Origin of the sequence: Nocardia canadensis (genome assembly GCF_032656385.1) — a bacterium.
Taxonomy (GTDB): Bacteria; Actinomycetota; Actinomycetes; order Mycobacteriales; family Mycobacteriaceae; genus Nocardia; species Nocardia canadensis.
In genome coordinates this window covers 1,969,964-1,994,951 of sequence record NZ_JAVCWB010000010.1, presented here as the reverse complement: position 1 = coordinate 1,994,951, position 24,988 = coordinate 1,969,964, and the positions used below count along the sequence as shown (strand labels likewise).

The following is a 24,988-nucleotide window of genomic DNA, read 5'->3' as shown; positions in this document are numbered from 1 at the left end:
CGTTCAGCTACGCGGCGGGGTGGCGTTAACCCGCCGTTTACGATGTTTGGATGCTTGTCGAACATCCGCGCACCGATGCGGGGGGTGCCACCCTTCGGAACCGTCTGCGTGAGCCACGCACCCTCGCCGTCGTCGCGGTGTCGGCGGTGCTCGCGCTGCTGGTCGGATTGCAGATCGCGGCCTGGGTCAGCGGGTTCGACGGTCCGTTGGCGAGCCTGGCCCGCGACTACGTCGGAACGCCGAAATCGATGTCGGTGCCGTGGGCGGGTCTGCTGCTCGCCCTCGTCGGGGTCAACGCGCGCAGGCGGTTGTCCGCGGTGGTCGCCGCGATCGGGATCGACGCGATCTACGCCGCGCTACGGCTGCTCGACGGCAAACCCTTCACGGTCGGCAACGGGCCGACCATCGTGCTGACCGGGCTGGCGATCGTGGCGGCCGTGCGCTGGCGTGGGCGCGAGCGCACCGACGCGCTGAAGGCGGCGGCGCTGGGCGCGCTGCTGGTGCTCGCCACCAAGGTGGGTGACGTGTGGCTGCACGTCACCTCGGCGGTGCGGCCCTCGGTGCTCGACGAATACCTCGTCCTCGCCGACCACGCGCTCGGTGACCCGTCCTGGGTGCTCGGCCGGGTGCTCGAGGTCCTCGGACCCGAGGTGTACGGCGTGCTGCACTGGGTCTACATCGAACTGCCGGTCGCGGCGATCGTCGTCGCGGTGTGGCAGTTGCGCCGGGTGGTCCCGACGGGGGAGTGGCCGACGCACTACCTGGTCCGGACCTTCCTGGTGCTCGGGCTGGTCGGGCCGCTGTTCTATGTGCTGTTCCCGGTCGTGGGACCGATGTTCGCCTTCGGCGCGGACGGGCACGGCTTCCAGGTGGGCAACTTCTGGCCCTCGATGCTGCCGCCGATCGACCACAACCCGGCGCCACTGCCGTTCGACGCGTTCACTCCGCGCAACTGCATGCCGTCGATGCACACCGCCTGGGCGCTGTCGCTGTTCATCCATACCCGTCGCGATGTCGACGGCTCGCGCGCACCGGCCTGGCTGCGCTGGGGCGGTGCGTTCTGGCTGGCCGCGACCGTGGCCGCCACGCTCGGGTTCGGGTACCACTACGGCGTCGACCTGGTGGCGGGCGCGGTGCTGTGCCTGACCGTGGAGTCCGCGCTGCGGGCGCCCGAACGCGGCTGGGGCGCGTTCCGGGTGCGGATGGTCGGTTTCGGCGCCGTGGTGTTCGCCGGGCTGCTGCTGTCCTTCCGGTATCTCGCGGTGCCGATGGCCGAGTACCCAGTGCTCGCGGGCGCCGTCGTCCTCGGGCTGCTGGCCGCGGTGGCCGCCGCGTTCCACGCGACCTGGTTCGCCGCGGCCCCGCGACGGGCGCTCGCGCCGGTGGCCGGTTAGTCGTCGGCGTCGCGGCCGAGTTCGTTGATCCGCAGCAGGCCGTCGCGGTGCCGCTGCTCGCGGTAGGCGGTGCGGCCGAGGAGATGGGCGATGACCGGTGCGGTGAGGATGGTGAACAGGCCCGTCAGCACCAGCATCCAGACGTTGACGTCGCCCCTGATGTCGATGCCCGTGCCGATCAGCACCAGGACCAGTCCGACCACTTGGGGCTTGGTGGCCGCGTGCATGCGGGTGAGGGTGTCGGGGAAACGCACGATACCGATGGCCGCGGTGAACGCGAGCGTGCAGCCGGTCAGGATCAGCACGGCCGAGACCCACTCCCATGCCGTCATCGGTCGTCCCTGACGCGGAAGCGCGTGACCGCGGCCGAGCCGAGGAAGCCGACCAGGGCCAGCGCCACGATCGCGGGGATGACCGTGGTGTCGTCGCTGTAGGCGGCCCAGACCGCGAGCCCGCAGGCGGCGATGGCCATCAGCGAGTCGATCCCGACGACCCGGTCCAGGGTGCTGGGTCCGGCCAGCACTCGGTAACTGGTGATGACCGCGGCGGCGGTGAGCAGGATGCCCGCGAGCACGGCGACGACCGTCACGACGGCACCTCCGAGTCGGGATCGAGCCGGCGGCGTTCGCTGGGTCGTTCGAAGGCGTTGATCAGCAGATGCTCCAATCGCCGGGTGGTGCGGTAGAACTTCAGCACCGATTTCTCGCTGCCCACGTCGAGCACGTGGACATAGACCACGCAGCGCGGCCGGTCCAGCTCGAGCACCATGGTGCCGGGGATCAGGTTGAGCAGGTCGGTGGCCATCACCAGCACCAGATCGGACTGGATGCCCAGGTGCACGCGCAGCACGCCCGAGACCGGCGGTCCGGCGGGGCGCAGCGCGAACCAGGCCACCTGCAGACTCGACTCGAACGCGTAATAGGCGCTGACCACGATCAATTCGATGAACGACACCGGATGGAACCGGCCGGTCACCGGGACCAGCGGCAGCGGCAGTGCGAAGACCACGATCAGCGCGACGACGAAGCCGGCCGCGACATTGGCCGCGCTCAGGTCGCCCCAGAGCGCGACCCAGACCGCGGTCAGCCACACCAGGACCCCGATCCGCAGCACGTTGTCGCGGTTGACCAGCCCGCCGATCGTCATCGCGGCTCCGATCCGAGGACGGCGCCGATGTAGACCGACGGGTCGTCCAGGTCGGCGGCCGCGCGTTCGGCGATGCCCAGGATCGGTCCGGCGAGCACGGTCAGCGCCAGCCCGGCGGTGACCAGGCCCGCGGTCGCCAGCACCATCAGCACCGGCATCCGGCCGGGGTCGGTGCGGTCCTCGTAGTACACGTCGGTCGAGTCCTCGACCAGCGTCGGTGGTTTCGCCGCGGTGAGATGGCCCTCCGGCGCCTCTTCGCGCGGCCGCCAGAACGCCTTGCTCCACACCCGCGCCACCGCGTACAGCGTCAGCAGACTGGTGACGACCGAGCCGCCCACCAGTACCCAGGCCAGCACACTGCCCTCGGCCGCGCCCGCCTCCAGCAGCGCGACCTTGCCGATGAACCCGGAGAACGGCGGGATACCACCGAGATTCAGGGCCGGGATCAGGAACAGCACGCCCAGCAGCGGGCTCGCGGCGGCCAGTCCGCCGATCCGGCGCAGCGAGACCGACCCGGCCTGGCGTTCGATCAGACCGACGGCCAGGAACAGCGCGGTCTGCACCAGGATGTGGTGGGCGATGTAGAAGACCGCGCCGGTCAGGCCCGCCGTGGTGGCCAGGCCGATGCCGAAGACCATGTAGCCGATATGGCTGACCAGGGTGAACGAGAGCAGTCGCCGGATATCGGTCTGCGCGATGGCGCCCAGGATGCCGACCAGCATCGTCGCCAGCCCGCACACCAGCAGGATGTCGTCGAACGCGCCGTCGGGGAACCACAGGGTGTGCGTGCGGATGATCGCGTACACACCGACTTTGGTGAGCAGACCGGCGAAGACGGCGGTCACCGGCGCGGGCGCGGTGGGGTAGGAGTCGGGCAGCCAGCTCGACAGCGGGAACACCGCCGCCTTGATCCCGAACGCCACCAGCAGCACCGCGTAGCAGGCGGTGCGCACGCCGCTCGGGGTGGCCTCGAGGCGCACGGCCAGTTGCGCGAGATTCAGTGTCCCGGTGGCGGCGTAGGTGATGCCGATGCCGATCAGGAAGATCAGTGACGACACCATCGAGACCATGACATAGGCGATCCCGGTGCGGATGCGCTCCTCGGTCGCGCCGACGGTGAGCAGCACGAACGAGGCGACGAGCAGGACCTCGAACCCGACGAACAGGTTGAACAGGTCACCGGCGAGGAACGCCGTCGCCACGCCCGCGGTCAGCACCAGGTACGTGGGCCGGTAGATCGAGGTCGGCTGGTTCTCGCCGCCGTCGGAGATGTTCTGTCCCGCACCGTAGATCGACACGACCAGCAGCACGAACGCCGACACCAGCAGCATCGCCGCCGAGAGCCGGTCGACCACCAGCGTGATCCCGATGGGCGACGACCAGCCGCCCACCTGGACCGCGGTGGTGCCGTCGCGGTCGGCCAGATACAGCAGCAGCGCGCTGATCACCAGCACACACGACAGCGCGCTCAGCGAGATCATCGCCTGGAGCCGGGGGCGGCGGCCGAACACCAGCGTCGCCGCGGCTCCGAGCAGCGGGACCAGCACCGGCAGCGCGGCGAGCGTGGGGAGCAGATCCGGGGACAGCGTCACTGTTCGGGATCCTCCCGTTCCCGCCGGGCGGCGATCTGGGCGTCCTCGGGGTCGTTGTCGACGTCCTCGGTGGTGGTCAGCATGTAGGAGCGGTAGGCCAGCGCGAGCACGAACGCGGCCAGGCCCATGGTGATGACGATGGCGGTGAGCACCATGGCCTGGGCCAGTGGGTCGGCCATGCCGTCGTGGGAGGTATCGGAACTGCCGAGGACCGGCGGCCGCCCGTCGGGGCCGCCCATGGTGAGGATAAGCAGGTTCACCGCGTTGCCCAGCAGGATCATCCCGAGCAGCATCTTCGAGACCACCCGCTCGAGCAACAGGTACACCCCGCACGCGGTGAGCGCGCCGATCGTGATCAGCAGAACGAGATTGGCACTCATACCAATTCCTTGTCCAGGCGGGCGCCGAGGCTGCGCAGCACGTCGAGGACCAGCCCGACCACGACCAGGTAGACGCCGAGGTCGAAGAACATCGCGGTGACCAGCTTGATGTGGCCGAGCACCGGCAGCGTCACCTCGACGATCGCCGACGACAGCGGCGGCGCGCCGAGCAGCAGCGAGGCGGTCGCGGTGCCCGCGGCCAGGGTGAGTCCGGCGCCGAGCAGGTGTCCGGCGTCGACCGGCAGCGCCTCGCCCAGCTCGTAGCGGCCGCCCGCCAGGTAGCGCAGGGTCAGCGCGAGCCCGGCGACCAAGCCGCCCGCGAAGCCGCCACCCGGCGCGTTGTGACCGGAGAAGAAGAAGTACACCGACAGCACCATGATGGTGGGGAAGATCAGCCGGGTGGTGATCTGCAGGACCATCGAGCGGTCGCGCCGGTCGACCAGCCGGGCGGCCGACAGCCAGCTCACCGCGTCGGGGTCGTAGTTCGGTGAGTCGGCCGCGCGCGGCGCGCTGCCGAAGCGGCGGCTGCGGAACACCAGCGAGGCGACGCCGGTCGCGGCGACGACGAGTACCGAGATCTCGCCCAGGGTGTCCCAGGCCCTGATGTCGACGAGCAGCACGTTCACCGCGTTCTTGCCGCCGCCGATCCGGTAGGCGGCGTCCGGGATGGCCTGCCAGATCGGTTCGGCGCGGCGGGCGGCGGTGGCGAACGCGGCCAGCACCGCGACGGTGACGCCGACGCCGACGGCGAGCAGTGCCCGGCGGATCTTGAAGGCCGTCGCCTGGTCCTCGGCGATCTCGGCGGGGAACGCGCGCAACACCAGCACGAAGATCACCAGGGTCAGGGTCTCGACCAGGAATTGGGTCAGCGCCAGGTCGGGCGCGCCGTGCAGGGCGAAGATCACGCCGCAGCCGTAGCCGGTGACCCCGACGACGAGCACGCTGGCCAACCGGTTGCGCAGCACCGTCGCCGCCAGCGCCATCGCGATCATGATCGCCCCGATCGCGGCTTGCAGCGGCGAATCCCACAGCCGCAGCTCCACTCCCGTGCGGGTGCCGAGCGCCAGCAGGACCGTCGGCAGCACGATCAGGGTGCCCAGGATGGTGGCCTGGCTGGCGGGCAGCGAACCGGACTGCACGGTGCCGGTGATCTTCAGCGAGAGCCGGTCCATCGCGCGCAGGGCCGCGTCGTAGGCGCGGTCGGCGTTGCCAAGGCGCGGATGGACCGGTTCGGTGATCCGGCCGCGGATGAGGAACAGGGCGACGCCGGCGACGATGATGAACAGCGTCAGCACCAGCGGCCAGGTGACGTCGTGCCAGAGCGCGAGGTGGGCGTCCAGTTCACCGGGCAAGGTCTGGGCGTAGGGGCTCAGCCACCGGTCGACGTCGGTCGTGTCCAGCCCGCCCGCGACGCCCGCCGCGGCGAGCACCGCGGGCGGCACCAGCAGCAGCGGACCCGGCGCGTGCCAGGTCATCGGTGGGTTCGGCGACCCGGCGCCACGGAAGGCACCCCAGATGAAGCGGGTGCTGTAGGCCACCGTGAACGCCGAGCCGATCGCGATGCCCGCCAGCTCGGCCAGCTTGACCGGTGTCGTCAGTACTTCCGCCGACCACACCGAGCTCAGCGCCGACTCCTTGCCGACGAAGCCGAGCAGCGGGGCGATCCCGGCCATGCTCAGCGCGGCGACGACCGCGATGGCGCACAACCACGGCGCCCGCCGCCCGAGCCCGGACAGCTCGCGCAGGTCACGCGTGCCCGCGCCGTGATCGATGATGCCGACCACCATGAACAGGCAGGCCTTGAACAGGGCGTGCGCGACCAGCAGCGTGATCCCGGCCAGGGCCGCGTCCGGCGTGCCGATCGCCATCATCGTCATCAGCAGGCCCAGTTGGCTGACGGTGCCGAAGGCCAGCACCAGTTTGAGGTCGTACACCTGCATCGCCCGCCAGCCCGCCAGCAGGATCGAGATCAGACCCAGCGGCAGCAGCATGACGTGCCAGGGCGGGGTCTGGGCGAAGGCGGGCGCGAGCCGGGCCACCAGGTAGATGCCCGCCTTCACCATCGCGGCCGCGTGCAGATAGGCGCTGACCGGGGTCGGCGCGGCCATCGCGCCGGGGAGCCAGAAGTGCAGCGGGACGATCGCCGATTTGCTGATCGCGCCGATCAGCACCAACCCGATGCCGACCGAGACCGCGGTCCCGCCGGGCGGCGCGGTGGCCAGCAGATCCGACAGCAGGTAACTGCCGTAGCGGTTGCCGAGCACGACGATCCCGACCAGCATCGCCAGCCCGCCCGCCCCGGTCACCAGTAGCGCCTGGATCGCCGCCCGCCTGCTCACCGACCGCTCGGCGTAGTGCCCGACGAGCAGGAACGACAGCACTGTCGTGATTTCCCAGAAGACATAGAGCAGCAGCATGTTGTCGCTGGTGACCAGGCCGAACATGGCGCCCGCGAAACCGGTCAGCTCGGCCGCGAAGACCCCGAGCTTGGCTTCGTCGCGCTCGAAATAGCGTCCGCAATAGGCCAGGATCAGCGCGCCGATGCCGAGAACCAGCGTGCACATCACCGCGGCGAGGGAGTCGAAGCGCAGATCGATGTCCATCGAGATCTGCGGCGCCCATCGCACATGCGTGCGCACGGTCGTTCCCCAGTGCGCGATCACCCAGCCGAGACTGCCCAGCGGTACCAGCGCGAGCAGGTAGAAAGCGTTGCGGCCCAGCACTCGCACACACACCGGGGCCACCAGTGCGGCCAGCGCGTGGGCGAGTAGAACGGCGAGCAACTCCTCCTCCGTCGGGTAGGTGGCGGTCGAGTAGTGCGCCCCGATCCTACGGGCGATCCCACGGGGTTTCGTGGCACCGGTGCTGTCGCGTCGGCCATGTCGCGGGGCGCCCGGCTATCACCGCGCGACGGATTCCGTTTCCGCGGGCCGGATCCGGTACAACACGGCCAGACCGGCCGCGGCGCCGATCGTGATGGTCAGCGCGACCCAGCCCGGAATGCTGTCGTCGACCGAGGTCGTGCCCGTGGGCCAGTGGCGCTGCCGAGTGGGGATGGACCACAGGATCGACGGCAGGTACAGCGCGCCGAGGCCGAGCACGGCGCTGGGCAAGTAGACGACCCGCAGCGAACCGGCGGCGAAACCCACGACGCCGGTCAGCGCCACGACACCCGCCGTCCAGGCGAACGCCCACGGAAGCCGTTCGGCCACGGTGGCGAACACGCAGATCGCGGCCGCGCCGAGCAGTACGAGCCACGGTCGCGACCAGCGCAGGCCGGCCAGGATGGCGGCGGTCGCGACGAGCAGGATCAGGACGAGATTCCAGCCGAGACTCAGCGCGTCGGCGAGCGAGTCGGCCGCGGCGCCCAGGCTGACCGCGATCAGCACGCCCGTGCCGTCGCGGCCGGGCAGCAGGACGGCGGCGGCGAAGGCGGCGGCCAGCGTGACCACCACGGCGAGGGTGATCTGCCAGGTGTTGCCGTGCAGGTCGTCGAACTCGCGATCGAGCCAGTCGGTGGCGATCAGCAGCGTCAGCGACAGCACGGTGGCGGCCACGATCGGGCTGATCGGCAGGTCGGCGGCCAGGCGCGCGATGCCGGGCAGCATGATGCCGTGCCGGTGACGCAGGGTGTTCAGCGTCAGCAGCACGACCGCGGCGACGACCAGCCAGGCCGGGGTGTACACGGACCTGCTGGCCGTGGCCGAGGTGTTCGAGCTGAACACGGCCACGACCTCGCCGTAGACGAACACTGTGACGACCCCGAGCAGGAAACCGACCGCGGGCCAGCGCATCCGCAGCGCGCAGATGCCGAGCGCGCCGAACAGCACGCCACCGCAGAGCGAGTCGACGTAGTTCTGGGTGGTCAGCACGTCGGTGGAGGTCATCGTCTGCCCGACGAAGTAGTTGATCGCCAGGGCGAGTGAGCCGCACGCCGCGGCCAGCCAGACCAGTCCGGGCCGGGTGATCGGCCGGGCCAGCACCGCGACGACGACGGCGACGATGAGCCCCAGCGCCGCCGCGCGCGGCACGCTGTTGATCAGGCTGGTGACCCGGTAGGGCGAGTCGACCGCGGACTCGGCGCCGAAGGTGAACGGCAGGAACAGCGACATCCCCGCCGCCGCGGCCCCGGCGAAGGCCGCCACCGCGTCCAGACCATCCCGGATCTTGGGCACCCTTCGACGATACCGGCGAAAACCGCCCTACCTGGGATATCACGACCGGATGACCGGGCGGCGCGTTCGCCGACGGTGCGCGATCCGGTCGCGCCGGACACCGCTACGGCGCGACGGGTGTCGGCGCCGCGGGCCGGATCCGGTACAGCAGCACGGGAATGGTCAGGCGCGGCTCTCGGCATACCGGCGCAGCGACTCGACCTGCTCGCGATCCAGCGACGGCCGCACGCTCGCCCGGGCGGCGGCGACGTCCTCGACGGTGACATCGGCCGCCGCCATATCGCGGCGCAGCGCCGACAGCGCCGCCTCGCGCAGCAGGGCCGAGCAGTCCGCGGCGGAGTAGCCGTCGAGGTCCTCGGCCAGTGCGGCCAGGTCGACGTCGGCCGCCAGCGGCACCGAGCGACCCGCGGTGCGCAGGATGTCGAGCCGGGCGGGCCCGTCGGGCGGCGGCACGAACACCAACCGGTCCAGCCGCCCCGGTCGCAGCAGCGCCGGATCGATCAGCTCGGGCCGGTTGGTCGCGCCGACGACCACCACATCGCGCAGCGGTTCCACCCCGTCGAGCTCGGTGAGCAGGGCCGCGACCACCCGGTCGGAGACCCCGGAGTCGCTGCTCTGCCCGCGTCGCGGTGCCAGCGCGTCCACCTCGTCGAGGAAGATCAGCGACGGCGCCGAATCGCGGGCGCGCTGGAACAGTTCGCGCACGGCCCGCTCGGAGGAGCCGACCCACTTGTCCATCAGCTCAGCGCCTTTGACCGCGTGCACGCTGAGCTGACCGGTGCCCGCCAGCGCCCGCACCAGGAAGGTCTTACCGCAGCCGGGCGGACCGTAGAGCAGCACACCGCGCGGCGGGTCGATGCCGAGCCGGGCGAATGAATCGGGGTGCCGCAGCGGCCACAGGACCGCCTCGGTGAGCGCCTGTTTGGTCTCCACCATGTCGCCGACATCGTCGAGATCGAGCGAGCCGATCGCCAATTCCTCGGTCCCCGAACGAGACAGCGGCCGGATGACATCGAGCGCGCCGACCAGGTCGTCCTGGGTGAGTTCGGGCTCGGACTGCTCGCGGCTGGCCCGTCCGGCCGCGCGCACCGCGGCCTCCCGACACAGCGCGGCCAGGTCGGCCACCACGAAACCGGGTGTGCGCGAGGCGATCAGCTCCAGGTCGAGGGTGCCCGAGGGCACCTTGCGCAGCAGCTGTTCGAGCAGAGCCCGCCGGACCACGGCGGTCGGCAGCGGCAGGGTGAGTTCGCGATCGCACAGGTCCGGCGCGCGCAAGCGCGCGTCCACCTGGGCCGGATGGGCGGTGGTGGCGAGCAGAGCCACGCACGGCGCGCGCATCGCGGCCCGCAGCTGGTCGAGGATCAGCGTGGCGACCGGCTCCGCCTCGACGGGCAGCAGCGCGTCGATATCGGTGATCAGCAGGATGCCGCCCTGCCCGGCGGCGACGTCCCCGACCGCCTCGGCGACCTCGCGCAACCGGTTTCCGCTTTCCATCGCGCCGACGCTGGGTCCGTCGAGTTCCACCACGCGCCGCGGCGCGGCCACCGCCCTGGCCAGCGTCGCCTTGCCGACTCCGGCGGGCCCGGTGACGAGCACGCCCAGATGTGCCGGTGCCCCCAGGGTTTTCAGCAGCTCGGGCTCGTCGAGCGCCAGGCTCAGCCACTCCGACAGCTTGGCCGCCTGCCCCTGCACGCCGGCCAGCTCCTCGACCTGGATCGGCGCGGTCCCCGTGCTCACGGAGACGGCATCGGCGGGCAGGCCGTTGAGGCCGGGGTCGGCGTCGCGTTCCATCGCGTGCAGGATCGCGGCCGGGCCACGACCCCAGCCGACGGCCGAATTGGGTTGCACGCTCACCGGTCCCGGCATCGGCTCGATCGCGGTGACGGTGAGCAGTTCGGTGGTCCAGGCGATGCCGAAGGCGCGCGAGAGCGCCTGGGTGGCCGCCGCCGAACTGATGTCGGGGCCGAGGTCGCGCGGCAGCAGCGAGACCGTGTCACCGACGGTGACGACCTTGCCGAGCAGGGCCTGGCGCAGCGTGGCCGCCGGGATGCTGGCCGTGGCGTGGGCCGATCCGCTCAGCGAGATCTGCTTGGCGCCGTAGACCGTCACCGGTGCGACCGTCACCGCCGCGTTCTCGCGCAGCCCCACATTCGACAGCGTCACGTCGTCGAGCAGTGCGACGCCGGGCGGAGTGCTCGCCGGTGCCTTGGCCACCACCGCCGCCGTCCGGCGGGCGCCGGTCAGGGCGATGCCGTCCCATTCGCGCAGGCCGAGCGCGGTCAGCGTCTCGGGGTGCAGACGCACCACCCCGCGCCGGGCATCGGCCGCCGAAGGGTTGAGCCGGGCGGTCAGCGAGAGTTCAGCCACCACCCCATCCTATGGACGCCCGGACCGCGGCCATTGGCATCCGCTCGAACAAGCTGGCATCCTTACCTCCCGAACCGGACCACCACGTTTTCGGCCGCCTCGCATCCGAGCGGCGAGACGTAACGCCGCAGGCGGAGTATCGCCGCTCGGACGCGAGGTTACGAGGCCGAAAACCCGCGGCGCCAGCCGCCGAGAACACAGTGAGCTGCAGATGAATCGAATCTCCCTCGTCGTCCTGGCTGCTGGGGCGTTGTGCTTGACGGTGGCCGGATGCGGTTCCGACGACGCCGCCGACGCGAGCGGGCTGCGCAAGGGCACACCGACCTCGAGCGCGAGCGCGAGTGCCACCACCACGACCAAGGCCGGCGCGCCGACGACATCGGCGAGCGCCGCGCCGGCCGCCGCCGAGATCACCTGCGGTCAGTTCAAGGAACTCGACACCGAGGGTGAGAAGCAGGCGATCGAGCAGATCCTGGCGGCCAATCCGGGCAGCCCCTTCGAGGGCAGCCCGAACGTGGCGCTCGGCACCGCGAAGCTGGTCTGCCTCGCGCCGGGCAACGCCGACAAGACCGTCGCCGAGGCCGCCGGGATCACGCCCTAGCGCTGCTAGTGGACCAGTGACTGCCAGTTCGCGGGCACCCGGTCGGCCGGTCCCGGCACGGACTGGCCGATCGGATGACTGGTCGGCGCCGCGAGTTCGGGCCCGCCGCTGTACATCTCGCTGGTGGTGAAGTTGTAGAACCAGTCCTCGCCCGGCTCGTAGCTCTGCATGAACGGATGCCCGGTCGAGGCGAAATGCTTCGACGCGTGCTGGCTCGGCGAGCTGTCGCAACAGCCCACGTGCCCGCATTCGGCGCAGCGGCGCAGATGCACCCACCAGCCGTTCGCGGCGTCGCATTCCACGCAACCGGCCCCGCTCGGCGGGACGCTGGTGTCGATACCTTCGAACTCTTCAGCCATCACTGATCTCCTGTGTTCGACGGGGTGCTGTCGTTGTCCGCCTGGGGATCGAGCGGCAGGCGGACGATGAAACGGGTGTCGCCCGGCTCGGATTCGACCCGGATGTCGCCGTTGTGCTTGTTGACCACGATCCGGAACGAGATGTCGAGGCCGAGTCCGGTGCCGTCACCGACCGGTTTGGTGGTGAAGAACGGTTCGAAGATCCGGCCCTTCGCCTCGGGCGCGATGCCGGGGCCGGTATCGCCGATCTCGACGACCGCGCAGTCGTTCTCCTGGTAGGTGCGCAGCGTCAAGGTGCCTGCGCCGTCCATCGCGTAGACCGCGTTGTCGATGAGGTTGGTCCACACCTGGTTGAGTTCGGCCGCGAAGCACGGGACCGGCGGCAGCGAGCGGTCGTAGTCCTTGACCACCCGCACGCCGTCACCGAGCTTGCGATTGAGCATCACCAGCGTGGAATCGAGCAGTTCGTGCAGGTCGACGACCTGGTAGGGCGCGCGGTCCATCTGCGAGTACTGCTTGGCCGCGCCGACCAGGGTGGAGATGCGGGCCGTCGAGTCGCCGATCTCGTTCATCAGCAGCTCGGTCTCGATGGTGTAGTTCAGCCAGCGGATCGCGCCCTCGAAGACCTGCGCCTGGCAGGCCTCCAGGGTCGCGTGCACGCCTTCGAGCCAGTCGATGTCGAGCCCGGCCTGGACGAAGGTCGGCGCCAGGTTCCAGCCGTCGGCGATGCCGTGCTCGTCGAACCAGTCGGCGAGCGCGTCCTCCCGGTCGGCGGCCTCGAGCGGCGACAGGTCGGGCGCCTTGGCGACCCGCTCGGCCGCCTGCTCCTGCAGATCGACCAGATGCACCAGCGCCTCGGGCGGGAACTTGCCGGTGGCCATCATCTTGAGCTTGTGGCGCATGCCCGCGACGCGTTCGCGCAGGCCGGCGGTGGCCCGCACCGCGGCGGCGGCCGGGTTGTTGAGCTCGTGGGTCAGCCCGGCCGACAGCGATCCGAGCGCGAGCAGCCGTTCCCGCTCGGCGATCCGCTGACTGGACTTCTGCCCGCCGTAGAAGGCGCCCTCCAGCAGGTGCACCGCCATCGGGAACCAGTCCTTGACCATCCGCGCGAAGTCCGCGGCCGCCAGCACCAGGAACCGGGAGCGCCGCTGGACATACATCGAGCCCGCGTAGTCCTGGCTCACCTTGTCGCCCAGGTAGGCCATCCAGGCGCCCGCGTAGACGCCGCGGTGGTCGGTGCGGTTGATCTCGATCTCGATGCCGCCGGACAGCTTCGTCAGCCGCACCTCGCCGTCGATCAGCACGTAGAAGCAGGTCGCCGGCTCGCCCTCGCGGTAGACCGGGCCGGGGTCGATGTATTCGATCCGGCCCGCCTCACACAGCTGCGCGAGCTGGTCGTCGTCGAGCTTCTCGAACAGGAACAGCGTGCGCAGTTCGTTCGGATCGCAGATCAGCATGCTGTCGGTCATCGCCGCTCCTGAGCAGTAGCAGTGGGCATGATCGGACGGCCCCCGTGGTGACGCTCCGCTCCCGCCCCCGGCCGCTGGCTACTCATGCCAGGTACCGGTGGACGAGCATGACCGCCATCGCGCCCTCACCGACCGCGGAGGCGACCCGCTTGGCCGATTCGGCGTGCACGTCGCCCGCCACGAAGACACCGGGGACGCTGGTCTCCAGGTGATGCGGTGGGCGGGGCAGTTCCCAGCCCGGCGGGCGGGCGCCGTCGATCATCAGGTCGGGTCCGGCCACCACGTAGCCGGCGTCGTCGCGGATGACGACGCCATCGAGCCAGCCGGTCTGCGGCGCGGCGCCGATGAACAGGAACAGCCGTTGCGCGTCGACCTTGTCCTCGGTGCCGGTGCGGTTGTCGCGCAGCACGATCCGTTCCAGGTGATCGTCACCGTCGACGCCGACCACCTCGGTCTCGGTGTGCACCACGATGTTCGGGATCTGCGCGATCTGCTGGATCAGGTAGTGCGACATCGACTTCTCCAGCGCGTCGCTCCGGACCACGATGTGCACCCGACGGGCGTTGCGCGAGAGGAACACCGCGGCCTGTCCGGCCGAGTTGGCCCCGCCGACGATGTAGACGTCCTGATCAGCGCACTCGGCCGCCTCGGTCATCGCCGAGCCGTAGTACACACCCCGACCGGTGAACTCGTCGACGCCGGGTGCCGGATGACGCCGGTAGTCGACGCCGGTCGCGATCAGCACCGTGTGCGCGCACAGCTTGCCGCCGTCGGCGAAGCGCACCGTGCGCGCCGACCCGTTGACCTCCAGCCCGACGACATCGCGGGTGGTGATGATCTCCGCGCCGAATTTGGCGGCTTGCCGTCGCGCCCGGTCGGCCAGCTGCGCACCGGACAAGCCGTCGGGAAAGCCCAGGTAGTTCTCGATCCGCGAACTCTGCCCGGCCTGTCCGCCGGTCGCGGTGCGTTCCACCAGCACCGTGCGCAGTCCCTCGGACGCGCCGTACACCGCGGCGCCGAGCCCGGCCGGGCCACCGCCGACGACGATCAGGTCGTAGAAGTCGCCGCTGGGTTCCACGGTGAGGCCGACGTTCTCGGCGAGCTCGCTGTCGCTGGGCTGGATCAGCGCGGTGCCCGCCGCGGTGATCACCACCGGACAGGTCAGCGGATCGGCGCCCGCCGCCTCGAGCAACCGCGCACCCTCCGGCTCGTCGACGGGGTACCAGCGGTACGGCAACTGGTTGCGCGCCAGGAACTCGCGCACCTGCGAGGACCGCGGCGACCAGCGATCGCCGACCACCTTCGTCTCGTGGACCGGCCGCTGCTCCGCGCTGCGCCAGGCGTCGAGCAGGCCGTCGAGCACCGGGTAGAGCTTCTCCTCCGGCGGGTCCCACGGCTTGAGCAGGTAGTGGTCCAGATCGATGACGTTGATCGCGTCGATGGCGGCGTTGGTGTCGGCGTAGGCGGTCAGCAGGACGCGGCGCGCGTAGGGGTGCAGGTCCATCGCCTGCTCCAGGAATTCGATGCCGTCCATGCCCGGCATCCGGTAATCGGCGATCAGCACCGCGACCGGCTGGCCGCGCAGTTTCATCTCCCGCAGCGCCTCGAGCGCCTGTGGTCCCGACTCGGCCCGCAGGATCCGGTAGTCCGCGCCGTAGCGGCGGCGCAGGTCGCGCACCACCGCCCGGGAGACCCCCGGATCGTCGTCAACGCTCAGAATGGCCGGTTTGGTTACCGCTGGAGTGCTCACCAGAGAAGTATCCCCCTCCGTGGAGGTGGTGCGCCGCCGCGCGTGGTCAGAGCTGGTTGTGCAGCACCAGGTCCAGTTCGCTGGGGGTGAGCAGGCGTTCGAGGCGTTCGTCGCGTTTACGGCGGGTGAGGGCGGCGCGCAGCGCGGAGCTGTCGTCCGGCTCGATGGTCGGCAGCAGCGGGACGTCGTTGGTGTGCCTGCGCGGCAGGAAGGAACGCATTTTCACGGCCGATCACCTCGGGTTGACGACGGGAACGCTGGGAGCTGAGCATCGTCGATCAGCAACGGCGATTAGCGAAGAGTTTGCCAGCGTGTCCGGATTGGTGCAAGCGGGACAGGGTGGACACGGCGAGCCCACCGCTCGGCGGCCTGCCCGAGGGCCTGCCTGTCGAGCGGTGGGCGAAGTTGCTGCCTCGGCTATCGCCAGGCGGGCAGGGTGACAACCTGTGCGGCGTAGGACAGTCCGGCGCCGAAGGCGATCAGCAGCGCGGTATCGCCCGGCTTGGACTCGCCCTTGCGTAGGAGCGCCTCCATGGCCAGCGGGATCGACGCCGCGGAGGTGTTGCCGGAATCCTCGATGTCGTTGGCCAGCGCGCAGTTCTCCGGCAGCTTGAGCACCCTGGCCATGATCTCGATGATCCGGCCGTTGGCCTGGTGCGGGATCATCGCGTCCAGGTCCTCGGTGGTCAGCCCGGCCCGATCGATCGCGTCCCGGCAGACCTTCTCCAGCGAGTGCGCCGCCCACCGGAACACCGCGGTGCCCTCCATCTCGAGATAGGGACGCACGGCGTCGGTGCCCTTCTCGTCGATCTCGGCGAAGAACTCCATCCAGTCCTTGCTCTGCCGGATGGCGTGGTGCTGGGTGCCGTCCGAGCCCCAGACGGTCGGCCCGATGCCCTGGTCCGCGGCCGGGCCGACGATCACGGCGCCGGCGCCGTCGGCGAACAGGAACGCCGTCGAGCGGTCGGTGAAGTCGACGGTGTCGGTCAGCTTCTCGACGCCGATCACCAGCACGTTCTTCGACGTGCCCGCGCGCACGAGATCCGAGGCCATCGCCAGGGCGTGACAGAACCCGGCGCAGCCGGCCGAGATGTCGAAGGCGGCGGCGCCGGTCATCCCCAGGTCGGTGGCGATGCGTGGGCCGATGGCGGGGGTGAGCAGCAGATGGGTGGACGTCGCGACGATGACGCAGTCGACCTGATCGGCCGCGATGCCCGCCGCGGCCAGGGCGTCGCGCGAGGCCGCGACGCTCATCGTCTGGATGGTTTCCTCGGCTGAGGCGAAGCGCCGGGTCTTGATCCCGGACCTGGTGCGGATCCACTCGTCGCTCGAGTCGATCGGCCCCGCGACTTCGTCGTTCGTGACCACCCGGGCCGGGCGGTAGACGCCCAAACCGAGAATCGCGGTGTGCTCAGCCCCAGTCGTCTGGGCGATTCGAGCAGCCATGTTGCGTCTCCTATGTACCTGTCAACCTGCGGTCGCACCGCTGGGTGTACCCGAAGCATCGAAATCCGTCGCTCATCGCCCATGACCCCCGCGTGGACAACATGTGAACGCGCAGACATGAGGACGCCTCATATTAGCGCGTCCGCCCCGCCGATTCGTGTCTTATGTCACAACTGCTCCGGGGTATACCTTGGAGACAAGGCGATTGCTCGCCGACCCATCGAGGGAACGAGGACACCATGCTTGGACTCGGGATAATCAGTTGGATCATCATCGGCGGCCTCGCCGGTTGGATTGCGAGCAAGTTCATGAAGACCGACGCGCAGCAGGGCATCCTGCTCAACATCGTCGTCGGAGTCGTCGGCGGTCTGCTCGGCGGATTCATCCTCAGCCTCTTCGGCGTCGACGTCGAGGGAGCGGGCTGGATCTTCAGTTTCTTCACCTGTCTGGCGGGTGCCTGCATCCTGCTGTACCTCGTGAAGCTGTTCACAGGGCGTAAAGCGGCGCACTGACCACGGGTGGATGCGGCGGGGTTCGGCGTAAGGTGTGAACGCTTGCGTTGTCGTCACACCACGAAAGAGGGAGCCCGTGGCACGCCGCCCCACTCCGCCCGGCACGCCCGAAACCACCGGCGTCGGCCATGTCGTCGACCTGGTGCGGGCCGCTGTACCACCGCTACACCCCGCCGGCCTGCCGTTTGTCGCGGTGCCGCTGGCGGTCGCGGTCGTCGGCGGACGGAACAAATGGGTGCGCCGGGCCGGGCTCGCCGCCGCCGGCGCCTGCGCGGCCTTCTTCCGGCACCCGCACCGGGTGCCGCCGAACCGGGCGGGCGTCGTCGTCGCGCCCGCCGACGGTGAGGTCGCCCTGGTCGACACCGCGGTGCCGCCCGCCGAGCTCGGTCTCGGCGATCAGCCGCTGCCGCGCGTCAGCATCTTCCTGTCGGTGCTCGATGTGCACGTGCAGCGCGTCCCGGTGTCCGGCACCGTGCGCGAGGTGCTGCATCAGCCGGGCAAGTTCCTCTCGGCCGATCTGCCCGAGGCCAGCGACGCCAACGAGCGCAACAGCATGGTGATCGACACCGCCGACGGCAAGCAGGTCGTCGTCGTGCAGATCGCCGGTCTGCTCGCGCGGCGCATCGTCTGCGACGCGCGCGTCGGCGATGTGCTCACCATCGGTGACACCTACGGCCTGATCCGGTTCGGCTCCCGCGTCGACACGTACTTCCCGGTGGGCACCGAATTGCTGGTGGCCCCCGGCCAGCGCACGATCGGGGCCGAAACAGTCCTGGCTGTGCTGGGATGATCGAACAGGCCGCCCGCCGGAAGCGTCCGCGCTCGGTCCGGTTGCTGCCGAGCGTCGTCACCATCCTGGCGCTGTGCGCCGGTCTGTCCGCGGTGAAGTTCGGGCTCGACGGCGAGCTGGACGTGGCGCTGGCCATGGTCGGCGCCGCCGCCGTGCTCGACACCCTCGACGGCCGCCTGGCCAGGATGCTCGACGCGACCAGCAAGATGGGCGCCGAACTGGACTCGCTCTCGGACGCGATCTCCTTCGGCGTCGCGCCCGCGCTGGTCCTCTACGTCACCCTGCTCGACGGCTACAGCGCGGGCTGGATCGTCGCCCTGCTGTACGCGGTGAGCCTGGTGCTGCGCCTGGCCCGCTTCAACACCCTGCTCGACGACGACTCCCGCCCGAACTGGGCGCGCGAGTACTTCGTCGGCGTGCCCGCCCCGGCGGGCGCGCTGATCGCCCTGGTCCCCATCGCGCTCAAAGTGCAGTTCGGTGACGGCTGGTGGGACGGTTTCGCCTTCGTCGCCGCGTGGACGATCTTCGCCGCGCTGCTGTGCGTGAGCACCATCCCCACGCTGGCGATGAAGTCGGTCTCGGTCGCGCCCCAGGCGGCCGCGGGTCTGCTGGTGCTGGTGGCCCTGGCCGCCGCGCTCCTGGTGACCTACCCGATCGTGCTGCTGCTGATCCTGGTCGGCCTGTACCTGGCGCACATCCCGTTCGCCTGGCGCTCGGCCCGCTGGGTCGCGGCCCGCCCGGAGACCTGGCAGCACAAGCCGGCCGAGCGCCGGGCCCAGCGGCGCGCGCAGAGCCGGATCCCGCAGATCCGCCGCCCGGCGATCCGCGGTTCGGCCCGCCTGCGATTGCGTCGTCCACGGGACTGAGTTTTCGGCGGGCGAAACCGTGGTGGTGAGGTGGCCCGGGGGATCGGGTGGGCAGATCTGGGAGGGGCACGTGAGGGGCGACGACGAGGTCGATGAATTCCTCCGGCATCGGTCGCGGTTGTTCGGGCTCGCCTACCGGATGTTCGGGGCGGCGACGGAGGCCGAGGACATCGTGCAGGAGGTCTATCTGCGCTGGGCTGCCGCGAATCCGGCGGGGATCGAGAACGCCGAGGCCTGGCTCACCGCCGTCACGGTGAATCTGTGCCGTACCTGGCTGGTGTCCGCCCGTGCCCGGCGCGAGACCTATGTGGGCCCGTGGCTGCCCGAACCCGTCCCGACCGGCGGCGGGGCCCTCGGCCCGCTGGAGACGGTCGAGGCCCGCGAGTCGATCTCGCTGGCCCTGCTCACCGCGATGGAACGGCTCAGTCCGATCGAGCGCGCGGTCTTCGTGCTGCGCGAGGCGTTCGGCTACCCGCACGCCGAGATCGCCGCGATGCTCGACCTCACCGAGGCCAACTCCCAGCAGATCCTGCACCGCGCGAGCGAACGGGTGCGCACGGGCAAGCGGCGCTTCGCGGTGCCCGAGTCACACGCCCGCACGCTGATCGACCGGTTCCTGCTCGCCGCCGGCACCGGCGACGTCACCGCCCTGCGGGCGATGCTCGCCGACGATGTGGTCTCCACGGCCGACGGCGGTGGCAAGATCACCGCGGCCCGTCGCCCGGTGCGTGGCGGCGACCTGGTGGCGCGCTACCTGATCGGCCTGAACAAGTTCCTCACCCCCGCGAGCTCGTTCTCCGTCGCCGAGATCAACGGCGAGCTCGCGCTGGTGGTGCGGGCCGACGGTGTCGTCGCGAGCTCGGTCATGCTCTTCGAGCTCGACGCCGACAGCCGGGTCGACGCGATCCGCATCGTCGTCAACCCCGACAAGCTGGGGTTTCTGGTCGCCGAGCAGGCGTGACCCGGATCACCGCACCGAGCTGTCAGGAAATCGGGGGCTGTCCGGTCTGGAAGGTGTCGGCATTGTCGAGAGGAGCCACACCATGACCGGGCAGCAGCAGCGAATCGTCGTCCTCGGCGCGGGATACGCGGGACTCGGCGCGGCGCGCCGCTTGGCGAGCAAGGCGCGCGGCGCCGCGATCACGGTGGTCGATACCCGCGCGGAGTTCGTCGAACGAGTGCGCCTGCATCAGGCGGCCGCGGGCCAGTCGATCAGGCGCTGGGACCTGCGGGAGTTGCTGGAGCGCAAGGGCGTCGAATTCGTGCGAGCACAGGTCACCGCGCTGGACCCGGTCGCGAAACAGGTCTACCTCGACGGCGAGTGGGCGATCGGCTACGACACCCTCGTCTACGCCCTCGGCAGCGCCGCCGACCGCGCCGGCGTGCCGGGCGTCGCCGAGTACGCGCACTCCGTGGCGGTCCCCGAGGACATCCGGGCGCTGCCCGCGGGTCCGGTGGTCGTCGTCGGCGCCGGTTCGACCGGCATCGAGCTCGCGGCGGAACTGGCGGAGTCGCACCGGGATTCGCGGGTCACACTGCTGGGTTCGGAGGAGCCGGGCAGCTGGTTGTCCGCCCGCGCGGCCGAGCACATCCGCACCACGCTGACCGCTCTCGGCGTCGAGATCAGGTCCGGCGTCAAGGTCGCCGAGGTGCTGCCCGAGGGTGTCCGCCTGGTGGACGGCACTGTGCTGCCCGCGGCGGCTGTCGTCTGGACCGCCGGATTCACCGTCCCCGACCTGGCCCGCCGCGCGGGCCTCGACGTCGACGAGCAGGGCCGCATCCGCACCGACGCGACGCTGCGCTCGATCTCCCACCCCGCCATCTACGCCGCGGGCGACGCCGCGCTGATCGACGGCCCCGGCGATCGCCCCCTCCGGATGGCCTGCGCGACAGCCCTGCCCGCCGGGGCCTACGTCGCCAAGGCCATCATGGCCCGCGCCGACGGCATCGAGCCGAAGCCGATGACCTTCCGTTACCAGTTGCAGTGCGTCAGCCTGGGTCGCCGCGACGCCGTCATCCAGTTCCTCCACGCCGACGACAGCCCGGCGACCCGCGTCGTCCGTGGGCGCACCGGTGCCTGGGTCAAGGAGCGGATCGTGCGCTTCGCGGGCAGAGCGGCCGGTCTGCGCTGAGCGAGGGGGCGAAGCCGTTCCTGGTCCGGGTCCCTACAGGGCGGCGGCCCGAGGCTTCCCTTCGCGGTCTCCCGAGAGTTCGGGCCTGCGCCGGATCGCTCCGCCGAGTGACCCGACCCAGGGCACACCGGCGATCACACCGAGCACGATCAACCACGGCACCCGCCACCACCAGCGCAGATCCAGCGCGCCCACAGCCGGTTCCGTGGTGAGCGGCCGAGCCGTCGACGACCACACCACGAAAGCGTCCCCGATCGGCACCAGCCCGAAGGCGTACCGCTTGGAGCCGGGCAGCTCCATCGGCAGCCCGAGCAGTTCGCCTTCGGAGCCGATCGCCGCGGCCAGGTCGTGGTCACCGTTGACTCGGGCGGCGCCGAGTGCGACCACCGTCGCGGAGAGGCTGATCCCGCCGACCAGCGGTCCGGAATCGACGTCGCCCGCCTTGTCCACCCCGCGCGGGTACTCCCGGAGCGCGGGTCCGAAACCGCCGGGGTAGGACAGGAATTGGTCGCGGAACAGCTGGTACTGGCTCCGGGCGAAGTCGGCGTCGAGTTCCGGCAGGAAGCGCAGGATCATCGTCTGCGAGGTGGCCCGCGCGCCGTCGAGTCGGGTCCCGTCCGGCGCGACCCGGTGCGGCAGCAGTCCGGTGGCCGGATCGAGGTGCGCCCGCGCCGAGGCGAGCCAGCGGGTGGTCACCGCGCCGAAGCGCTCGCCGAACAGGCTGTCGTGCAACCGCAGCGAGGCCACCGCCACGGTGGAATCCACCGGCCAGGCCTGGCCGTGATAGGCCTGCAGGAACGGTGTGTCCGACGCGGCGAACGCCTGCGCGATCTCCTCGCTGTGCGCGGTGAATCGCCGCACCTCGTCGGGATCGTCGGCGTCCAGCGACAGGATCGCCCCACGCAACCAATTGGTCCACCCCGCCCAGAACACCCCGTACGCGGGCCGCAGCGCCGGGCTGAACACCGCCCGCCCCTCGGCTGATTCCACTCGCGCCAGCGCCCAACGGGATTCGCGCAACGCCGCTGCACGCAGGACCGGGTCGGTGTGCGCCGCCTGCACCCACGACAGCCCATAGAGCGCGTTCAGGAAGAAGTGCCCCTCCGGAAACTGGCTCTGCGCGGCGACATCCGCGCCGTCGTCGAGCGCGGCTCGAAGGAACGCCAGCTGCCGCTCGGTCGACCCCGGCTGCTCATCGATGCCCGGCTGCGGCCACAGGAACCGGCCCAGACCGACCACGCACGCCAGCGTCACGACAATCCCCACTACGCGCAGCGCCCACCGGGCCGTGCGCCGAAATCTCCCCATGGGAACACTCTGCCATCGAGAAATCGTCAACCAATGGTTGACGATCGCAAATCGTCAACTTAGAGTTGACGCATGAGCACCCCGAACATTCGCCTCGACGATCTGATCGACGGCATCAAGAAGGCCCGCCCCGACAACGTTCTCGACCAGCTCTCCGACGCCGTGGTGGCCGCAGGTCATCTCGGCGAGGTGGCCGACCATCTCATCGGCCACTTCGTCGACCAGGCCCGCCGCTCCGGCGCCTCCTGGACCGATATCGGGGTCAGTATGGGCGTCAGCAAGCAGGCTGCCCAGAAGCGCTTCGTGCCCAAGCAGCCCGGCGACGCCGCGGCCATGGACCCGCAGGCCGGGTTCGCCAAGTTCACCGATCGGGCGCGGCAGGTCGTCGTGGGTTCCCAGGAGTCGGCCAGGTCCGCGAGCAACAACCAGATCACCCTCGGTCACCTGATCCTCGGCCTGATCGACCAGTCCGAGGGCCTGGCCGCCAAGGAGATCGTCGCCCGCGGGGTCAGCCTGGAGTCGGTGCGGGCCGCGGCCGTCGCCTCGCTGCCGCCCGCGACCGACGACATCCCGGCGCTCATCCCGTTCGACGGCGACTCCAAGAAGGCCCTGGAGCTGACGTTTCGCGAAGCGCTGCGCCTCGGCCACAACTACATCGGCACCGAGCACATCCTGCTCGCGCTGCTCGAGCAGGAGAACGGCACGGGCGTGCTCAGTGACCTCGGCCTGGACAAGGCTGTGGTAGAGGCCGATCTGGTGGAGCTGCTGAACCAGTTCCTGGCCGCGGCGGAGTACGAGTCCTGAGCCGCTGGACGCGCCCGGCGCGGTCCTCTCGTCGGGCGCGACCTTGCACTCTCACTACCCGAGTGCTAAAAATGGCTTTGGCACTCGCGTCTGTTGAGTGCCAGGTCGGGACGGTGAGATCGGGTTCCATCGACACCCTCGGTCGTCCGTCGCGGGCACCGCACCTGGCCAGCGTACTTTGGGGCGATCCAACCTGTGGTCGTCTCGTGTGTCAGCCATAGACATGTGGAGGATCTCAACGCAATGGCCAAGACAATTGCGTACGACGAAGAGGCCCGTCGCGGTCTCGAGCGGGGTCTGAACGCCCTCGCCGACGCTGTCAAGGTGACGCTGGGCCCGAAGGGTCGCAACGTCGTGCTCGAGAAGAAGTGGGGCGCCCCCACGATCACCAACGATGGTGTGTCCATCGCCAAGGAGATCGACCTCGAGGACCCGTACGAGAAGATCGGCGCCGAGCTGGTCAAGGAAGTCGCCAAGAAGACCGACGACGTCGCGGGCGACGGCACCACCACCGCCACCGTGCTCGCCCAGGCGCTCGTGCGTGAGGGCCTGCGCAACGTCGCGGCCGGCGCCAACCCGCTGGGCCTCAAGCGCGGCATCGAGAAGGCCGTCGAGGCCGTCACCGCCAAGCTGCTCGACACCGCCAAGGAGGTCGAGACCAAGGAGCAGATCGCTGCCACCGCCGGTATCTCGGCAGGCGACGCGTCCATCGGTGAGCTCATCGCCGAGGCCATGGACAAGGTCGGCAAGGAAGGCGTCATCACCGTCGAGGAGAGCAACACCTTCGGGCTCCAGCTGGAGCTCACCGAGGGCATGCGCTTCGACAAGGGCTACATCTCCGGTTACTTCGTGACCGACCCCGAGCGTCAGGAAGCGGTCCTCGAGGACCCGTACATCCTGCTGGTGTCGGCCAAGATCTCGACCGTCAAGGACCTGCTGCCGCTGCTGGAGAAGGTCATCCAGGCCGGCAAGCCGCTGCTGATCATCGCCGAGGACGTCGAGGGCGAGGCCCTGTCGACCCTGGTCGTGAACAAGATCCGTGGCACCTTCAAGTCCGTCGCCGTCAAGGCCCCGGGCTTCGGTGACCGCCGCAAGGCGCAGCTCGCCGACATCGCCATCCTCACCGGTGGCGAGGTCATCAGCGAAGAGGTCGGCCTCTCCCTGGAGACCGCCGGTCTGGAGCTGCTGGGCCAGGCCCGCAAGGTCGTCGTCACCAAGGACGAGACCACCATCGTCGAGGGCGCGGGCGACGCGGAGGCCATCAAGGGCCGCGTGGCGCAGATCCGCACCGAGATCGAGAACTCGGACTCGGACTACGACCGTGAGAAGCTGCAGGAGCGCCTGGCCAAGCTGGCCGGCGGCGTCGCGGTGATCAAGGCCGGTGCCGCCACCGAGGTCGAGCTCAAGGAGCGCAAGCACCGCATCGAAGATGCCGTGCGCAACGCCAAGGCCGCCGTCGAAGAGGGCATCGTCGCCGGTGGTGGCGTGGCCCTGCTGCAGTCGGCTCCCGCGCTGGACGAGCTGAAGCTCGAGGGCGACGAGGCCACCGGTGCCAACATCGTCCGCGTGGCGCTGTCGGCTCCGCTGAAGCAGATCGCGTTCAACGCCGGCCTCGAGCCCGGCGTCGTGGCCGAGAAGGTCGCCAACCTGCCCGCGGGTCAGGGCCTCAACGCCCAGACCAACGAGTACGAGGACCTGCTGGCCGCCGGCGTCGCCGACCCGGTCAAGGTCACCCGTTCGGCCCTGCAGAACGCGGCCTCCATCGCGGCCCTGTTCCTCACCACCGAGGCCGTCGTCGCCGACAAGCCGGAGAAGGCCGCCCCCGCGGGCGACCCGACCGGTGGCATGGGCGGCATGGACTTCTGATCCCCTGGATCACCAGTTCCCGCAAGTCACG

At 70.3% G+C, this 24,988-nt stretch carries 23 protein-coding genes; 9 read left to right on the top strand and 14 right to left on the bottom strand.

The genetic code is table 11. The features are described from left to right. The first annotated feature begins 50 nt into the window (after positions 1 to 50). On the top strand, positions 51 to 1,394 hold the full coding sequence (locus Q7X29_RS32430; RefSeq protein WP_255588745.1) for a phosphatase PAP2 family protein: 1,344 nt from the start codon (positions 51 to 53) through the stop codon (positions 1,392 to 1,394). Here Q7X29_RS32430 and mnhG read toward each other — a convergent pair. The 8 genes from mnhG to Q7X29_RS32390 form a co-directional block, all read right to left on the bottom strand. Then, positions 1,391 to 1,726: a monovalent cation/H(+) antiporter subunit G gene (gene mnhG, locus Q7X29_RS32425; protein WP_218722121.1), complete on the bottom strand. Its 336-nt coding sequence runs from the start codon at positions 1,724 to 1,726 to the stop codon at positions 1,391 to 1,393. The genes Q7X29_RS32430 and mnhG overlap by 4 nt on opposite strands. Beyond that, on the bottom strand, positions 1,723 to 1,983 hold the full coding sequence (locus Q7X29_RS32420) for a monovalent cation/H+ antiporter complex subunit F (protein ID WP_218722120.1): 261 nt from the start codon (positions 1,981 to 1,983) through the stop codon (positions 1,723 to 1,725). Before Q7X29_RS32420 ends, mnhG begins: the two co-directional genes overlap by 4 nt. Continuing rightward, positions 1,980 to 2,540: a Na+/H+ antiporter subunit E gene (locus tag Q7X29_RS32415; RefSeq protein ID WP_218722119.1), complete on the bottom strand. Its 561-nt coding sequence runs from the start codon at positions 2,538 to 2,540 to the stop codon at positions 1,980 to 1,982. The genes Q7X29_RS32420 and Q7X29_RS32415 overlap by 4 nt, the downstream gene beginning before the upstream one ends. Next, positions 2,537 to 4,132 carry a Na+/H+ antiporter subunit D gene (locus Q7X29_RS32410; RefSeq protein ID WP_218722118.1) on the bottom strand — a complete coding sequence of 532 codons (1,596 nt, stop codon included), beginning with the start codon at positions 4,130 to 4,132 and terminating at the stop codon, positions 2,537 to 2,539. Before Q7X29_RS32410 ends, Q7X29_RS32415 begins: the two co-directional genes overlap by 4 nt. Next, positions 4,129 to 4,512 (bottom strand): Na(+)/H(+) antiporter subunit C, encoded by a 384-nt coding sequence (locus Q7X29_RS32405; RefSeq protein WP_218722117.1) that lies wholly within the window; start codon positions 4,510 to 4,512, stop codon positions 4,129 to 4,131. The genes Q7X29_RS32410 and Q7X29_RS32405 overlap by 4 nt, the downstream gene beginning before the upstream one ends. Continuing rightward, positions 4,509 to 7,295: a Na+/H+ antiporter subunit A gene (locus tag Q7X29_RS32400; protein WP_316576284.1), complete on the bottom strand. Its 2,787-nt coding sequence runs from the start codon at positions 7,293 to 7,295 to the stop codon at positions 4,509 to 4,511. Before Q7X29_RS32400 ends, Q7X29_RS32405 begins: the two co-directional genes overlap by 4 nt. Positions 7,296 to 7,412: 117 nt before the next feature. Beyond that, complete coding sequence (locus tag Q7X29_RS32395) at positions 7,413 to 8,687, bottom strand: hypothetical protein (protein ID WP_316576283.1); 1,275 nt, start codon at positions 8,685 to 8,687, stop codon at positions 7,413 to 7,415. 162 nt (positions 8,688 to 8,849) lie between these two features. Further along, a complete protein-coding gene (locus tag Q7X29_RS32390) occupies positions 8,850 to 11,054 on the bottom strand; it encodes an AAA family ATPase (RefSeq protein ID WP_316576282.1) in 2,205 nt (734 codons plus the stop codon). A 211-nt stretch (positions 11,055 to 11,265) separates the two neighbouring features. On the opposite strand from Q7X29_RS32390, the gene Q7X29_RS32385 reads away from it, so the two are divergent. Next, positions 11,266 to 11,655 carry a hypothetical protein gene (locus tag Q7X29_RS32385; RefSeq protein ID WP_316576281.1) on the top strand — a complete coding sequence of 130 codons (390 nt, stop codon included), beginning with the start codon at positions 11,266 to 11,268 and terminating at the stop codon, positions 11,653 to 11,655. A 5-nt stretch (positions 11,656 to 11,660) separates the two neighbouring features. On the opposite strand, the gene Q7X29_RS32380 is transcribed toward Q7X29_RS32385, so the two are convergent. The 5 genes from Q7X29_RS32380 to Q7X29_RS32360 form a co-directional block, all read right to left on the bottom strand. Continuing rightward, entirely contained in the window at positions 11,661 to 12,014 is a 354-nt protein-coding gene (locus Q7X29_RS32380; RefSeq protein WP_218722113.1) for a UBP-type zinc finger domain-containing protein, read from the bottom strand. Then, a complete protein-coding gene (locus tag Q7X29_RS32375; RefSeq protein WP_316576280.1) occupies positions 12,014 to 13,483 on the bottom strand; it encodes an ATP-binding protein in 1,470 nt (489 codons plus the stop codon). Before Q7X29_RS32375 ends, Q7X29_RS32380 begins: the two co-directional genes overlap by 1 nt. A gap of 82 nt (positions 13,484 to 13,565) precedes the next feature. After that, positions 13,566 to 15,233 (bottom strand): FAD-dependent oxidoreductase, encoded by a 1,668-nt coding sequence (locus tag Q7X29_RS32370; protein WP_218722111.1) that lies wholly within the window; start codon positions 15,231 to 15,233, stop codon positions 13,566 to 13,568. Between the two features lie 46 nt (positions 15,234 to 15,279). Beyond that, positions 15,280 to 15,459, bottom strand: coding sequence for a hypothetical protein (locus Q7X29_RS32365; RefSeq protein ID WP_218722110.1), 180 nt, complete (start codon positions 15,457 to 15,459; stop codon positions 15,280 to 15,282). 191 nt (positions 15,460 to 15,650) lie between these two features. After that, positions 15,651 to 16,679, bottom strand: coding sequence for a beta-ketoacyl-ACP synthase III (locus Q7X29_RS32360; RefSeq protein WP_316576279.1), 1,029 nt, complete (start codon positions 16,677 to 16,679; stop codon positions 15,651 to 15,653). 239 nt (positions 16,680 to 16,918) lie between these two features. Here Q7X29_RS32360 and Q7X29_RS32355 point away from each other — a divergent pair, with 239 nt between their 5' ends. The 5 genes from Q7X29_RS32355 (at position 16,919) to Q7X29_RS32335 (ending at position 20,979) form a co-directional block, all read left to right on the top strand. Continuing rightward, positions 16,919 to 17,191, top strand: coding sequence for a GlsB/YeaQ/YmgE family stress response membrane protein (locus tag Q7X29_RS32355; RefSeq protein WP_218722108.1), 273 nt, complete (start codon positions 16,919 to 16,921; stop codon positions 17,189 to 17,191). A gap of 76 nt (positions 17,192 to 17,267) precedes the next feature. Continuing rightward, complete coding sequence (locus Q7X29_RS32350) at positions 17,268 to 17,981, top strand: phosphatidylserine decarboxylase (RefSeq protein WP_218722107.1); 714 nt, start codon at positions 17,268 to 17,270, stop codon at positions 17,979 to 17,981. Continuing rightward, positions 17,978 to 18,847, top strand: coding sequence for a CDP-alcohol phosphatidyltransferase family protein (locus Q7X29_RS32345; protein WP_218722106.1), 870 nt, complete (start codon positions 17,978 to 17,980; stop codon positions 18,845 to 18,847). Before Q7X29_RS32350 ends, Q7X29_RS32345 begins: the two co-directional genes overlap by 4 nt. Positions 18,848 to 18,917: 70 nt before the next feature. Next, a complete protein-coding gene (locus Q7X29_RS32340) occupies positions 18,918 to 19,808 on the top strand; it encodes an RNA polymerase sigma-70 factor (RefSeq protein ID WP_218722105.1) in 891 nt (296 codons plus the stop codon). Between the two features lie 82 nt (positions 19,809 to 19,890). Then, on the top strand, positions 19,891 to 20,979 hold the full coding sequence (locus tag Q7X29_RS32335; RefSeq protein WP_316576278.1) for an NAD(P)/FAD-dependent oxidoreductase: 1,089 nt from the start codon (positions 19,891 to 19,893) through the stop codon (positions 20,977 to 20,979). A 33-nt stretch (positions 20,980 to 21,012) separates the two neighbouring features. Here the strand turns inward: Q7X29_RS32335 and Q7X29_RS32330 are convergent, their stop codons facing one another. Then, positions 21,013 to 22,287: a hypothetical protein gene (locus Q7X29_RS32330; protein ID WP_316576277.1), complete on the bottom strand. Its 1,275-nt coding sequence runs from the start codon at positions 22,285 to 22,287 to the stop codon at positions 21,013 to 21,015. Between the two features lie 72 nt (positions 22,288 to 22,359). On the opposite strand from Q7X29_RS32330, the gene Q7X29_RS32325 reads away from it, so the two are divergent. Continuing rightward, positions 22,360 to 23,091, top strand: a complete 732-nt coding sequence (locus tag Q7X29_RS32325) for a Clp protease N-terminal domain-containing protein (RefSeq protein WP_218722103.1) — start codon at positions 22,360 to 22,362, stop codon at positions 23,089 to 23,091. A gap of 243 nt (positions 23,092 to 23,334) precedes the next feature. Further along, positions 23,335 to 24,957 (top strand): chaperonin GroEL, encoded by a 1,623-nt coding sequence (gene groL / locus Q7X29_RS32320; RefSeq protein ID WP_218722102.1) that lies wholly within the window; start codon positions 23,335 to 23,337, stop codon positions 24,955 to 24,957. Positions 24,958 to 24,988: the final 31 nt, after the last annotated feature.